Source organism: Rubrivivax gelatinosus, assembly GCF_016583785.1.
In the GTDB taxonomy this organism is placed as follows: Bacteria; Pseudomonadota; Gammaproteobacteria; order Burkholderiales; family Burkholderiaceae_C; genus Rubrivivax; species Rubrivivax gelatinosus_B.
This window is the reverse complement of sequence record NZ_NRRU01000121.1, coordinates 1-13,385: the sequence shown is the minus strand read 5'-3', so window position 1 is coordinate 13,385 and position 13,385 is coordinate 1. Positions and strand designations below refer to the sequence as shown.

9 protein-coding genes and 1 pseudogene are annotated in these 13,385 nt (G+C 71.8%); 5 read left to right on the top strand and 5 right to left on the bottom strand.

Features of this window, described 5'->3' with window-relative positions:
* Positions 1–709, top strand: a pseudogene (locus tag CKO43_RS22345) (NYN domain-containing protein); the annotation flags it as partial.
* A 261-nt stretch (positions 710–970) separates the two neighbouring features.
* Here CKO43_RS22345 and CKO43_RS22340 read toward each other — a convergent pair.
* The gene (locus CKO43_RS22340) at positions 971–1,576 is read right to left on the bottom strand and encodes a TetR/AcrR family transcriptional regulator C-terminal domain-containing protein (protein ID WP_200380020.1); all 606 of its coding nucleotides are present in this window, start codon (positions 1,574–1,576) and stop codon (positions 971–973) included.
* A 137-nt stretch (positions 1,577–1,713) separates the two neighbouring features.
* Between CKO43_RS22340 and CKO43_RS22335 the strand changes: the two genes are divergently transcribed.
* The 4 genes from CKO43_RS22335 to CKO43_RS22320 all read left to right on the top strand — a co-directional run bounded on the left by CKO43_RS22335 (position 1,714) and on the right by CKO43_RS22320 (position 9,453).
* Entirely contained in the window at positions 1,714–2,913 is a 1,200-nt protein-coding gene (locus tag CKO43_RS22335; protein WP_200380019.1) for an efflux RND transporter periplasmic adaptor subunit, read from the top strand.
* 18 nt (positions 2,914–2,931) lie between these two features.
* Positions 2,932–6,072 carry an efflux RND transporter permease subunit gene (locus tag CKO43_RS22330; RefSeq protein ID WP_200380018.1) on the top strand — a complete coding sequence of 1,047 codons (3,141 nt, stop codon included), beginning with the start codon at positions 2,932–2,934 and terminating at the stop codon, positions 6,070–6,072.
* Between the two features lies 1 nt (position 6,073).
* Positions 6,074–7,507 carry an efflux transporter outer membrane subunit gene (locus tag CKO43_RS22325; protein WP_200380017.1) on the top strand — a complete coding sequence of 478 codons (1,434 nt, stop codon included), beginning with the start codon at positions 6,074–6,076 and terminating at the stop codon, positions 7,505–7,507.
* A 539-nt stretch (positions 7,508–8,046) separates the two neighbouring features.
* Positions 8,047–9,453 (top strand): FAD/NAD(P)-binding protein, encoded by a 1,407-nt coding sequence (locus tag CKO43_RS22320; protein ID WP_200380016.1) that lies wholly within the window; start codon positions 8,047–8,049, stop codon positions 9,451–9,453.
* A 13-nt stretch (positions 9,454–9,466) separates the two neighbouring features.
* On the opposite strand, the gene CKO43_RS22315 is transcribed toward CKO43_RS22320, so the two are convergent.
* The 4 genes from CKO43_RS22315 to CKO43_RS22300 all read right to left on the bottom strand — a co-directional run.
* The gene (locus tag CKO43_RS22315; RefSeq protein WP_200231707.1) at positions 9,467–9,982 is read right to left on the bottom strand and encodes a DUF6622 family protein; all 516 of its coding nucleotides are present in this window, start codon (positions 9,980–9,982) and stop codon (positions 9,467–9,469) included.
* Positions 9,983–10,116: 134 nt separating this feature from the next.
* Positions 10,117–10,923 (bottom strand): LytR/AlgR family response regulator transcription factor, encoded by an 807-nt coding sequence (locus CKO43_RS22310; RefSeq protein ID WP_200380015.1) that lies wholly within the window; start codon positions 10,921–10,923, stop codon positions 10,117–10,119.
* Positions 10,920–11,987 (bottom strand): sensor histidine kinase, encoded by a 1,068-nt coding sequence (locus tag CKO43_RS22305; protein WP_200380014.1) that lies wholly within the window; start codon positions 11,985–11,987, stop codon positions 10,920–10,922. The genes CKO43_RS22310 and CKO43_RS22305 overlap by 4 nt, the downstream gene beginning before the upstream one ends.
* A gap of 130 nt (positions 11,988–12,117) precedes the next feature.
* Positions 12,118–13,385, bottom strand: a 1,268-nt coding sequence (locus CKO43_RS22300) for an efflux transporter outer membrane subunit (RefSeq protein ID WP_200380013.1), incomplete at its 5' end; no start/stop codon positions are given.

The following is a 13,385-nucleotide window of genomic DNA, read 5'->3' as shown; positions in this document are numbered from 1 at the left end:
CCCGGCGCCGCGGCCCGAGCCGCTGCGCGAGACCCCGCGCCCGGCGAGCGAGGACGAGCTGGCGCTGATCGCCACGCGCATCTGGGCGACGGTGGACGAGTCGGCGCTGCCGGTGAGCGCCGGCATGCTGGCGTTGCGGCTGCGCCAGGAGCACCCCGACATCATGGAGAACTGGAACGGCGGCGGCACGTTCAAGGCCTTCTTCCGCTCGCTGGGGCTGTCGCGGCTGCTGTGGGTCAGCGGCTCGGGCGGGCGCATCCTGGACCCGGCGCGCCACGAGGTCGAAGCCGGCGCCGCCGAGCAGGACCCGGAGTCGTCGTGGTTCGGCAGCGCCGGTACCTTCGCCGTCGTGCGCGAGGTCTGCTCGCTGACCGGCGCGCCGATGCTGGCGCCTCAGGACCTGAAGCTCGTGATCCGCACGCTGTCGGAACTGCTGGCCGAACGCGGCTTCGAGTCGGGCGCCACCGCGCACCAGGTCTGCAGCCGCTGCCTGGAAGCCGCCGGCATCCGCGTGCGCCAGCGCGACGTCAGCTTCCTGGTACGCGGCATGCAGCTCAACGGCCACGTCTTCGGGCAAGGCAACGACAGCGTGCCGACGCTCAGCTCGCGCCTGGTCAACCAGGTGCTGTTCCTGTGCGAGCGCGAGCAGAAGGTGCTGGATGGGGAGGAGATCGCGCGGATACGGGAGTGGGTGGGGGCGGAGGGTTGAGGGGGCGAGCCACAGTTGAGGCCGCGGCACGTCCAGGATCTGGCTGGTCTGCCCCTTAAGGCGCCGGGCGCCGGTTCGCGCCTGCCTGCTGATGCCGGTCCGGCAGGCGGCCGGCACTGTGAACGAGTTGCCTATTTCTGAGCTGGATTTTTCGTCCGGGCTCAGTAAGTTCATCGCTTCGCACGCAAGTGATGAAAATGGCAATGATGATATCGACACACGCTTTCGTCGAGCATGAGCTCGTGTGCCGCGGGCGCGCGCTCAGGCGCGATAACCGCGCATGAACACGTCCACCGCGTTCTGTGCGATGGCCTTGCATCGATCGGGCGGGAGCGCCGGCACCGTCTGCTCGTACCACATGGGTTGCAGTTCTGCGGACAGCAGGCTGTGCAGGTGGTGCGCTGCGACCAGGGGGTCGGCTTCTCGCAGTTCACCGCGGCGCATGGCCGCATGCAGCGTGTCGGCGAGCCGGGTGATGCCGATCAGCGGCCCCTGCTCGTAGAAGGCGTGACCGATGTCCGAGCGGCCGGCCTCGGCCAGGATCATCCGGTGCGCCGCCACCGTGTTGGCGGAACTCAGGAAGCCCACGAGGTCCGTGCCCAGGCTCAGCAGCGCGGCGTGCAGATCCTCGGCGGCGCTGTGCTCCAGTTCGCGGGTGCTGGCTTCCATCACCCGGCGGCCTTCGGCATGGGCCGCGGCGACGAAGAGCGTCGCCTTGCACGGAAAGTAGCTGTACAGCGTCGCCTTGGAGCCGCCCACCCGGCGGGCGATCTCGGACATCGAGGCGCGTTCATAGCCGATCTCGAGGAAGACCTTGCGCGCGGCTTCGAGGATGGCCTCGCGTCGCGCGGGTGTGCGGACTTTCACGCGTGCCCCATAAATGAACCAGTGTGTTCATTATTGGCTTGACGGCAGCGGGCGTCAAACCAATAATGAACCGTACAGTACAGTTTTGCTGCCATTGCGGCGAGTCGGGCGTTCGACGCCTTTCGTGGAGTTTCAACATGTCCCTGCGTTCTGCGCCCCGTCTGCCCCGAACCGCTGCGTCGATCACCTTGATCGGGGCCGCCTGCGCTGTTCTCAGTGCCTGCGGTGACCCGCCGGGGGCGCCCGGCGGTGGGGTAGCGGGCACGCCGGAAGTGGGTGTGATCGTGGCTGCTCCCCAGGTGTTGCCGCTGGTCACGGAACTGCCCGGCCGGATCGCGTCGACGGAGGTGGCCGAGGTCAGGCCGCAGGTCACCGGCATCATCCTGGCGCGCAGCTTTACCGAAGGCAGCGTGGTGAAGGCAGGCCAGTTGCTCTACCAGATCGACCCGGCGACCTACCGCGCGTCGGTGGACAGCGCCAAGGCCGCGCTCGACAAGGTGCAGGCCAACCTGGTCGTCGCCCGGCTCAAGTCGCACCGCCTGCAGGAGCTGGCGGCGATGAAGGCAGCGAGTCAGCAGGACGCGGACGACGCCGCGGCCTCGCTGCTGCAGGCCGAGGCCGACGTGGCGTCGGCCAAGGCGACGCTGGAGCAGCAGCGCATCAACCTCGACTACACCCGTGTGCTCGCGCCCATCGCGGGGCGAATCGGTCGCTCGACCGTGACCCAGGGCGCCCTGGTCACCGCCAACCAGACGACCGCGCTGTCCACGGTGCAGCGGCTGGACCCGGTGTACGTCGACGTCACCCAGGACAGCTCGCAGATGCTGTCGCTGAGCCAGGCCATCGCCGCCGGCCGGCTCAAGCCCGGCTCGACCAAGGCCAGGCTGCTACTCGAGAACGGCGCCACCTATGCGCTGGAAGGGCGGCTGAAGGTCTCGGAGGTGACGGTCGACCAGGCGACCGGTGCCGTCACGCTGCGCGCCGAGTTCCCGAACCCGAAGGGCTTGTTGCTGCCCGGCATGTTCGTGCGTGCCGTGGTCGAGGAAGGCGTGCTGCCGGACGCGCTGCTCGTGCCGCAACCCGCCGTGACCCGCGACGAAAGCGGCCGGCCTGTGATCCACGTCGTCGGTGCCGACAACAAGCTCGAGCGGCGCCATGTGCAGGCCGACCGTGCGATCGGCGGCCAGTGGCTGATCACCTCGGGCCTGAAGGCCGGTGAACGGGTGGTCGTCGAAGGGCAGGACAAGGCTCGTCCCGCCAGCGTCGTCGATCCCAAGCCGCTGGGCGCCGCCCCGGGGGCCGCCGCCGCCGCGTCGTCCCCGGCATCGGCGAACTGACCGCAGCCGGAGGTTCGCGTGGCACGCTTCTTCATCGATCGTCCCGTCTTCGCCTGGGTTCTGGCGATCATCGTGATGCTGGCCGGCATCATGGCCATCAACACGCTGCCGATTGCGCAGTACCCGACCATCGCGCCGCCGGCCGTGGCGATCAACGCGCGTTACCCCGGTGCTTCGGCCAAGACGCTGGAGGACACGGTCACCCAGATCATCGAGCAGAAGATGAAGGGTCTGGACCGTCTGTCCTACATCGCGTCGACCAGCGACGCCTCGGGCAGCGTCACCATCACCCTGACCTTCGAGACCGGGACCGACCCCGACATCGCCCAGGTCCAGGTGCAGAACAAGCTGGCGCTGGCGACGCCGATGCTGCCGCAGGAAGTGCAGCAGCAGGGCGTGCAGGTCACGAAGTCGGCGACCAACTTCCTGAACGTGCTGGCCTTCGTGTCGACCGACGGCAGCATGAGCGCCGCCGACCTGTCCGACTACGTCGCCGCCAGCCTTCAGGACCCGCTGAGCCGCGTCTCGGGCGTCGGCGACACCCAGCTGTTCGGTGCCCAGTACGCGATGCGCGTCTGGCTCGACCCGAACAAGCTCAACCAGTTCAAGCTGACGCCGCTGGACGTCAAGAACGCGATCACGGCGCAGAACGCGCAGGTCTCCGCCGGCCAGCTGGGTGGGCTGCCGGCGGCGCAAGGCCAGCAGCTGAATGCGACGATCACCGCCCAGACGCGGCTGAAGACCGCGGCCGAGTTCGAGCGCATCCTGCTGCGCACCCAGGCCGACGGCTCGACCGTGCGCCTGCGCGACGTCGCCCGCATCGAGCTCGGCAACGAGAGCTACGAGGCCGTGGCGCGCTTCAACGGCAAGCCGGCGACCGGCCTGGCGCTGAAGCTGGCGACCGGCGCCAACGCGCTGGACACGGTGCGCGCCATCGATGCCAAGGTCGAGGAGCTGCGGCCGTTCTTCCCGCCCGGCGTCGAGGTCGTCAAGCCTTACGACACGACGCCGTTCGTGCGCCTGTCGATCCAGGAAGTGGTCAAGACCCTGGTCGAAGCGGTGGTGCTGGTGTTCCTCGTGATGTATCTGTTCCTGCAGAACTTCCGGGCGACGCTGATCCCGACGATCGCGGTGCCGGTGGTGCTGCTCGGCACCTTCGGCGTGCTGGCGGCGTTCGGCTATTCGATCAACACGCTCAGCATGCTGGCGATGGTGCTGGCGATCGGCCTGCTGGTCGACGACGCCATCGTCGTGGTGGAGAACGTCGAGCGCGTGATGGGCGAAGAGGGCCTGTCGCCGCTGGAAGCCACGCGCAAGTCCATGGGCCAGATATCCGGCGCGCTGGTCGGGGTCGCGCTGTCGCTGGCGGCGGTGTTCGTGCCGATGGCCTTCTTCGGCGGCTCCACCGGTGTCATCTACCGCCAGTTCACCGTCACCATCGTCTCGGCGATGACGCTGTCGGTGCTGGTGGCGATGATCCTGACGCCGGCGCTGTGCGCCACCATCCTCAAGCCCGCGGCCAAGGGTCATGCGCTGGCGACGACCGGCTTCTTCGGCGCCTTCAACCGGCTGTTCGACCGCAGCAACCGCGGCTACCAGGGCGTCGTGCGCAACATCGCCGACCGCCGCTGGCGCTTCATGCTGGTCTACGCGGTGCTGGTGGCGCTGGTGGGCTTCGTCTTCACCAAGCTCCCCGGCGGCTTCCTGCCCGACGAGGACCAGGCGACGCTGATGGGCGTGGTGCAGCTTCCCGCCGGTGCGACGCAGGAACGCACGCTGAAGACGCTGAAGACGGTGGAGGATGTGTTCCTGCAGAAGCACCAGGACACGGTCGCGTCGGTCTTCACCGTCGCCGGCTTCAGCTTCGCCGGCAGCGGCCAGAACATGGGCCTGGTCTTCGCCAAGCTCAAGCCCTGGGACGAGCGCCCGGGAAAGCAGCAGACGGCACAGAAAGTGTCCAGCGCGGCGATGGCGGCGCTGTCCAAGCTGCGTGACGGCACGGTGTTCATGTTCACGCCGCCGGCCGTCAGCGAACTCGGCAATGCCAGCGGCTTCGATCTGATGCTGCAGGACCGCGGCAACCTGGGGCACGACGCCTTGATGGCCGCGCGCAACAAGCTGCTGGACGCGCTGCGCAAGGAGCCCGGCCTCGTGGCGGTGCGGGCCAACGGGCTCGAAGACACGCCGCAGATGAAGATCGAGATCGACCAGGAGAAGGTCGGGGCGCTGGGGCTGTCGATGGCCGACGTCAACGACACCTTGTCCACCGCCTGGGGCAGCGCCTACGTCAACGACTTCACCGACCGGGGCCGGGTCAAGAAGGTCTACCTCCAGGCCGACGCCCCGTACCGCATGCTGCCGTCCGACATCGACCGCTGGTATGTGCGCAACAGCAGCGGCAGCATGGTTCCGTTCGGGGCCTTCGCCACCGCGCGCTGGACGGTCGATTCGCCGCGGCTGGAGCGCTACAACGGCGTGCCGTCGGTCGAGATCCTGGGCATGGCGCTGCCGGGCGCGATGTCCAGCAGCCAGGCGCTGGATCTGGTGCAGAAGCACGTCGCCGAGCTGCCCAAGGGCATTGGCTACGAATGGACCGGCCTGTCGCGCCAGGAGCGCGAGGCGGCCGGCCGTGCCGGCGTGCTCTACAGCATCTCGATCCTGGTCGTGTTCCTGTGCCTGGCCGCGCTGTACGAGAGCTGGACCATCCCGATGGCGGTGATCATGGTCGTGCCGCTGGGCGTGCTGGGCACCCTGGCCGGGGCGCTGCTGAGCTGGAAGATGAACGACGTGTACTTCCAGGTCGGCCTGCTCACCACCGTCGGGCTGGCGTCCAAGAACGCGATCCTGATCGTCGAGTTCGCCAAGGGACTGGTGGCGCAGGGCAAGGGCGTGGTCGAGGCCGCCGTCATCGCGGCCGGCCAGCGCTTGCGCCCGATCCTGATGACCTCGATGGCCTTCATCCTCGGTGTGCTGCCGCTGATGCTCAGCACCGGAGCGGGCGCCGGCGCGCAGAACGCGCTCGGCACCGCGGTCGTCGGCGGCATGGTCTCCGGCACCGTGCTCGCGATCTTCTTCGTGCCGCTGTTCTTCATCGTCGTGGAGACGCTGTTCGTGCGACACGACAAGCCCGCTGCGACGCCCGCCCTGGAGGCTCACTGACATGCCCCGCATCCCTTTCCCGATGCTGGCCGTGGTGGCCGCCGCGCTCAGCGGCTGTGCCAATCTCGCGCCGAACTACGAGCGCCCGGCGGCACCGGTGCCGGCGAGCTTCGCCGTCAACGCCACCGAAGGCGCCACTGCGGTCAAACCCGCCGACGAGATCCGTTGGCAGGACTACTTCGGCGACGACCGCCTGCGTGCGCTGATCGAGCTGGCGCTGGAGAACAACCGCGACCTGCGGGTGGCGGTGCTGAACATCGAACAGGCCCGCGCGACCTACCGCATCCAGGACGCGGAGCGCCTGCCCAGCCTCAGCGCCAACGGCAGCGGCACCCAGTCCCGCGTGCCGGCCAGCCTGTCAGGCACCGGCTCCAAGGCCATCACGCACCAGTACAGCGCCAACCTGGGCGTCAGCGCCTACGAGCTGGACCTGTTCGGCCGCGTGCGCAACCTCAGCGAGCAGGCGCTCCAGGAGTACCTGGGCACCGAGCAGGCGCGCCGCACGACGCAGATCAGCCTGGTCGCCAACGTCGCCACCGGCTACATGAGCTGGGCCGCCGATCTGCAGCGCCTGGCGCTGGCGCGCGAGTCGCTGCGCAGCCAGGAGGAGACGCTGGCGCTGACGCGGCTGCGCGTGGCCAGTGGCTACGAGACGGAGCTGGGCCTGCGCCAGATCCAGGCCAGCGCCGAAAGCGCCCGGGCCGACGTCGCGGCCTATGACGCCACCGTCGCCAGGGACCGCAATGCGCTGGTCCTGCTGCTCGGCTCGGACGTGCCGGCGGCGCTGCAGCCGAGCCCGCTGGACGAACAGCGCGCGCTGCTGCCGGCGCTGCCGGTGGGGCTGTCGTCCGAGCTGCTGCTGCGGCGGCCGGACGTGCTGCAGGCGGAGCACCAGCTGCGTGGCAGCACCGCCAACATCGGCGCGGCGCGGGCGGCGTTCTATCCCCGCATCTCGCTGACCGGGTCCGCCGGGTCCAGCAGCGCCGAGCTGTCGCGGCTGTTCAAGGGCGGGGCCGAGTCCTGGAGCTTCGTCCCCCAGATCACGCTGCCGATCTTCGACGGCGGCAGCAACCGTGCGCAGCTCGACAGTGCGGTGGCGGGCCGCGGCATCGCGCTGGCGCAGTACGAGAAGGCGATCCAGACCGCCTTCCGCGAGGTCGCCGATGCGCTGGCCACACGCAGCGCGACGCGCGAACAGCTGCAGGCGCAACGCCTGCAATCCGAACACAGCGAGCGGGCGCTGACGCTCTCGCTGGCACGCTACAGCCGTGGTGTCGACAGCTACCTGCCGGTGCTCGAGGCGCAGCGTTCCTGGTACAGCGCGCGGCAGTCGCTGATCAGCACGCAGTACACGCAACTGAGCAACGACGTCGCGCTGTACAAGGCGCTCGGCGGCGGCTGGTCCGAGGCGGTGCAGGCGCAGCCGCAACCCTAGTGTTCCGGTGCCCCCAGCGGCAAGCTCGGCTGCGGCGGCCGCTTCCGGCCGCCGCAGTTGCATGTGCCGCAGCACAGCTTGGCGATGTCCACGATGGCCCCTGGACATCGTTCGCGTCACGAGCCTCTGTCCGCAAGGCACATCGGGGCCGCGGCGCATCTTCGGTGGTGCGGGTGCGGGTTCAGCAGCGCGGCGGTGACGGCGCAACCGCTGCTGCCCGGCATCCGCGTGCGGCAGCCCTCAGCGTGGCGCGCCGAGCGCGCGGCTGAGCGCGTGGGCCGCGTCCAGCACCTGGGCGGCCCTGAGTGTCCGCCCCAAGGCGGCCTTGCGCGCAGGCGGTAGTCCCGGCGCCCTTCAACCACTGACCATCTGGCCGCGTTCTCCAAGGACCAGTCTCGAGCAGGGCCGCGCGCACCTGGGCGGCGCGGCAGGCATGGAAGCATGCCCTGGGGGCGCCGCCCCGCAGCAGCCGCCGCAGATGCTTATGCCGAATTAGCGCTTGCCGATGTCGAGTGTCTCGACAGACCATCGTTCGCGTCATGAGCATATTTCCGTCGGTCATATCGGGTGCGACCCCGCTGCGCATCGCCGTCGTCGGCGCCGGCTTCAGCGGGGCGGCCGTGGTGGTGCATCTGCTGCGGCTGCTGCCGGCGGGCAGCTGCGTGCACCTGCTGGAGCGCGGCGGCCGCTTCGGCCGCGGCCTGGCCTACGGCACCTGCAGCCCCAGCCACTGGCTCAACGTGCCCGCGGGCGGGCTGGCGCTGGACCCGGCCCGGCCCGACGCTTTCGTGCAGTGGCTGCAGCAGCGCTTCCCGGCCTTCGGCGCCGGCGACTTCGTGCCGCGCATGCTGCTGGGCGAGTACTTCGCCGACGAACTGGCTGCGGCCGAAGCCGAGGCGCGCGTGCGGGGTGTCGAGCTGCGGCGCCACGTCGCCGAGGTGCGTGCCATCGAACACGACGGCCGCGTCTTCCACGTCACCGCCACCGGCCTGCCGCCGCTGGCCGCCGAGCGTGTGGTGCTGGCCACCGGCCACCTGCCGCCGCGCCGCGTGGCGCTGCCCGGGGCCGACTGGGACGAACCCGGTTTCGTCGCCGACCCCTACGCCCCCGGCTGGCAGGCGGCTTTGCCCGATGGCGCCGCAGTGCTGGTGCTGGGCACTGGCCTGAGCGCGATCGACGTGCTGATGGCGCTGCAGGACCGCGGCCACGCCGGCCCGGTGACGCTGCTGTCGCGCCGCGGCCTGCTGCCGCAGGCGCATCGCTGGCTCGACGCCAAGCCGCAGCCGGCTTCGGTGCCGCAGCCCGACTGGCAGCACGAGACCCGGCTGCGGCCGCTGCTGCGCACGCTGCGCCGCACCATCGCCGACGCCGCGGCCCAGGGCTGCGACTGGCGCGACGTGATGGCCCGCATGCGCCCGCAGACGCCGGCGCTGTGGCAGCGCCTGTCGGCGCGCGACCGGCGCCAGTTCCTGCGCCATCTGCAGCCCTGGTGGGACAGCCACCGCCACCGGCTGGCTCCCGGCATCCACGCGCGCCTGACGGCCTTGGCCGCAGCCGGCCGCGTCGAGCTCGCGGCCGGCCGGCTGCAGCAGCTGCAGCGCGGCGCCGACGGCCGCATCGGCGTGCGCTGGCAGCGCCGCGGCGGCGGCATGCGCCAGGCGGCGTTCGACGCCGTCGTCAACTGCACCGGGGCCTCGGCCGCACTCGCCGGCAGCGCCGACCCGCTGCTCGCGTCCTTGTGCGCACGCGGCTGGCTGCAGGCCGACCCGCTGGGCCTGGGGCTGCTGGTCGACGAGCAGTTCGGCATGCCCGGCGTGCCAGGGCTGTACTACATCGGCCCGATGCTGAAGGCGCAGCGCTGGGAAGCGATCGCGGTGCCCGAACTGCGCCAGCACGCCAAGGCGCTGGCGCAGGTTCTGGCGGCCGGCGCGCTGGCGCCGGCCTGAGCCGCGGCCGGCCTCAGGCCGCCTGCCGCAGCGGCGCCGTCGTGCGCCGCGCCAGCGTCCACAAGGCCGTCGCGCGCCCCAGGAAGATGCCGCTGAACATCCCGTAGGCGGCGCTGATGCCCAGCACGAACGGCAGCCACTGGCGGCTGTCGGGGCGCAGCGCCAGCGTCACGCCGGCGGCGAACTTGACGGCGAAGATCGCCAGCATCAGGACCAGCGGCAGCCAGCTGCCGGGCAGCTCGAAGCGCCCCGTCTCGGCCGAGAACTGCACGCGCGAGGTGTCGACGCGGCGCTGCTGCAGGCCGACCGCCGCGGCCAGCGCCAGGGCCCAGGCCAGCAGCGCCAGCGGCCGGGCGCCGAAAGCGTCGATGCTGCCCAGCAGCGACACCACGGCCAGCGCCAGCGGCGCGGCGACGCAGCGCCGCAGGCTGGCACTGTGCGGGCGCGACGCCCGCAGGCCCAGCCAGACCAGCAGGGCCAGCAGCACGAACACCCAGCGCGGGGTGTGTTGGAGGATGTCGAGGAACATGGTGCTGCGGCGCAGGCGCGGTGTGGGTGGCGACGGGCCCACTGTGTCGGCTGCCGCCGCCGGCGGCCACGCCGATGCGACGAAGGCGCCGCAGCCGTCGCCAGCGGTTGGCCGGCACGACCGAAAGGTGCCGGCTACATCGGCCGGAACAGGTGCGCGAAGGCGCGGCTCACCTTGAGCGGCCGCGCCAGGCCATCGACTGCCAGGCTGTAGTGGCCGAGTTCGTCGCGCGTGGCGCTGCGGATGCGGCCGGTGGCGACGTAGACGCTGCGGTGCACCTGGGTGAACTCGGCGCCGACGATGCGCGCGGCCAGCTCGCGCAGGCTCATGCGCACCAGCGCCTCGCCGTCGGCGGTGACGACGTTGACGTACTTGTCGGTGGCTTCCAGGCAGACGACCTCGGCCACCGGGATCATGCGCACGGTGTTGCCGACGCCGGCGCGGATGACCTTGATGCGCTCGTCGCCCGTCGCCGGCGGCGCCTGGATGGCCTGCACCGTGCGCAGCTGCTCGGCGGCGTCGCCGGCCTGCGCCACCGGCGCACGCGCGGCCAGGCGCTCGCGCAGCCGGGCGACGGTCTTGTGCAGGCGCTCGGGCGTCACGGGTTTGAGCACGTAGTCGACCGCGGCGCGTTCGAAGGCGGCGACGGCGAACTCGTCGAAGGCGGTGACGAACACCAGCAGCGGCGTCGGCCGGTCCTCGGGCCAGTCGTCGGCGACGATCTCGGCCACGTCCAGCCCGCTGCGCCCGGGCATGCGGATGTCCAGGAACAGGATGTCGGGCAGCAGCGCCAGCGCCTGCGCCGTCGCCGCCAGCCCGTCCTCGGCGACGCCGGCCAGGCGCAGCCCGGGCCAGGTCTGGGCCAGCAGCCGCTGCAGGCTGCGCGCCAGCACCGGTTCGTCTTCGGCGATCAGCGCCAGCGGGGTGTCGGGGTTCGTCATGCGGGGATCCTCACGCGGGCCCGGGTGCCGCAGGGCTGCCGGGGCGCCAGTTGCAGGCTGGCCCCTTCGCCGTAGAGCGCGCGCAGGCGGCTGCGCACGTGCGCCAGGCCGTAGCCGCCGGCCTCGGGTTCGGTCTCGTGCCCGGGCGCCAGGCCCAGGCCGGTGTCGGCGACTTCGAGCAGCAGGCCGCCGTCGTCGTCGCGCCGGGCGCTGACGACGAGTTCGGCGCCGCCGACCTTGGGTTCGACTCCGTGTTTCAGCGCGTTCTCCACCAGCGGCTGCAGCAGCATCGGCGGGACGCGCGCCTGCTGCAGCGCGGCGGGCAGCTCCAGCCGGTAGCGCAGGCGCGTGCCCAGGCGCAGCGCCATGATCTCGAGGTAGGCGGCTAGCTGTGCGAACTCGGCCTGCAGCGTGCTGGTGTCGGTGCGCGAGCCGGCCAGCGCCGCGCGCAGGTACGTGATCAGCAGGTCGATCATGTGCCGTGCCTGCGCCGGCTCCTCGTCGACCAGCGAGCGCAGATTGGCCAGCGTGTTGAACAGCATGTGCGGCTCGAGCTGGGCGCGCAGCATGCGCAGCTCGGCCTCGACCGCCAGCTTCTGCGCCAGCAGGCGCGCGGCCGCTTCGTCGGCCAGACGCTGGCGCAGCCAGGCCAGATAGGTGACGAAGCCGCCGCTCAGCACGGTGGCGACGATGGCCGCCACCTGGTAGTCGCGCAGGCCGACGACGCGCACCGGCTCGCCCAGCAGCGCGTAGGCGCAGGCGTAACCCAGCACGTAGCCCAGCGGCAGCGCCACGGCCAGGCGCAGCGCGGTCGCGGCACGCCGCGGCAGGCGCTGCAGCCCGGGCAGCCGGCGCAGCAGCGTCACCGCGACCGCCGCCCACAGGCCGATCCACTGCGAGAACCACAGGTTGCGCCAGAAGCTGCCGGCCGTCGGCGGGATCAGCGTCAGCACCGCGGCCACCAGCAGGCACAGCAGCGCGGTCAGGCCGAACAGGCGCAGCGTGCGGCCCAGCCGGGCGGCCTGGGTGTCCGTGGCGCAGGTGTCGAGTGGTGGTGCGGGCATGGCGGGCGGGGCGGTGCGCCCGACTCTAGCCCCGTGCCGCGGCGCCTGCGGGGCCGCGGGCGCCGGCGGTCGCCAGCCGGCGCCAGGCGTCGTGGCGCTCGACCGGACGGTCGGCGCCGCGGCGCCGGCTTCAGGACGCCGGCTGCGCGCCGGCGCCCCATTCGCCGCCCAGCACCTCGAACAGCCGCACGCGGTTGCTCTGCTCGGCCAGGCGCAGGCTGATCAGCGTCTGCTGCGCGGCGTACAGGCTGCGCTGGGCGTCGAGCACCTCGAGGTAGCTCGCGGCGCCACCCTGCCAGCGCGCCTGCGCCAGGCGCCAGGCACGGTCGTCGGCGTCCACCAGCGCGGCCTGGGCGTCCAGGCGTTCACCGATGCTGGCGCGCACCGCCAGCGCGTCGGCGACCTCGCGGAACGCGGTCTGCACCGTCTGCTCGTAGGTCGCGAACTGGATCGCCAGCGCCGCGCGCGCCTGGTCGACGCCGGCGCGTGCGGCGCCGCCGTCCAGCAGCGGCAGGCTGATCGACGGCGCGAACGACCAGGCGCCGCCCTTGAACAGCTCGCCCAGGCTGCGGCTGGCGCTGCCGGCCGAGGCGGTGAGCTGGATCGTCGGGAACAGCGCCGCACGCGCCGCACCGACGTCGGCGTTGGCCGCCTTCAGCTTGTGCTCCGCCGCCAGCACGTCGGGCCGGCGCTGCAGCACGGTCGACGGCAGGCCTTCGGGCACGGCGACCAGCGCGGCGGCGCTGCTGCCGGCTTCGGCCGCCGGCAGGCAGTCGGCCGGCACGTCGGTGCCGACCAGCAGGCGCAGTGCGTTCAGGTCCTGGGCGACGGTGGCTTCATAGGCGGCGGCATCGCGGCGCGCGGCTTCGACCGAGGTCTGCGCCTGCGCCAGCGTCAGCGCCGAGTCGGCGCCGAGTTCACGCCGCCGGGCCGTCATGTCGTAGGTCTGGCGCTGGCTCGCCAGCGTCTGCCGCGCCAGCGCCAGCTGCGCCTGGTCGGCCTGCAGCGTCAGCCAGGCGTTGGCGACCTCGGCGACGAGCGCGATGCGGGTGCTGCGCGCCGCCTCCTCGGTCGCCAGGTAGCTTTCCAGCGCGGCATCGGACAGGTTGCGCACGCGGCCGAACAGGTCCAGCTCGAAGGCCGAGACGCCGACGTTGGCGCTGTAGCTGCGCGCATGCACGACCTGGCCGCTGCTGCTGGCCTGGGCCGGCGTGCGCGACGCGCTCTGTCCGCCGCTGGCGTTCACCGTCGGCAGCCGGTCGGCGGCCTCGATGCGGTAGGCGGCACGCGCCTGCTCGATCGCCAGCAGCGCCAGCCGCAGGCTGCGGCTTTCGTCCAGCGCCAGCGCCACGGTGCGGCGCAGGCGCTCGTCGGTGACGAAGGCGCGGCCGTCGGGCA

Excerpts from the sequence above, each read along its gene's own strand:
- CKO43_RS22335 (WP_200380019.1), top strand. The coding sequence starts at position 1,714 with ATGTCCCTGCGTTCTGCGCCCCGTCTGCCCCGAACCGCTGCGTCGATC.
- CKO43_RS22320 (WP_200380016.1), top strand. The coding sequence starts at position 8,047 with ATGAGCATATTTCCGTCGGTCATATCGGGTGCGACCCCGCTGCGCATC.
- CKO43_RS22325 (WP_200380017.1), top strand. The coding sequence starts at position 6,074 with ATGCCCCGCATCCCTTTCCCGATGCTGGCCGTGGTGGCCGCCGCGCTC.
- CKO43_RS22310 (WP_200380015.1), bottom strand. The coding sequence starts at position 10,923 with ATGACGAACCCCGACACCCCGCTGGCGCTGATCGCCGAAGACGAACCG.
- CKO43_RS22315 (WP_200231707.1), bottom strand. The coding sequence starts at position 9,982 with ATGTTCCTCGACATCCTCCAACACACCCCGCGCTGGGTGTTCGTGCTG.
- CKO43_RS22305 (WP_200380014.1), bottom strand. The coding sequence starts at position 11,987 with ATGCCCGCACCACCACTCGACACCTGCGCCACGGACACCCAGGCCGCC.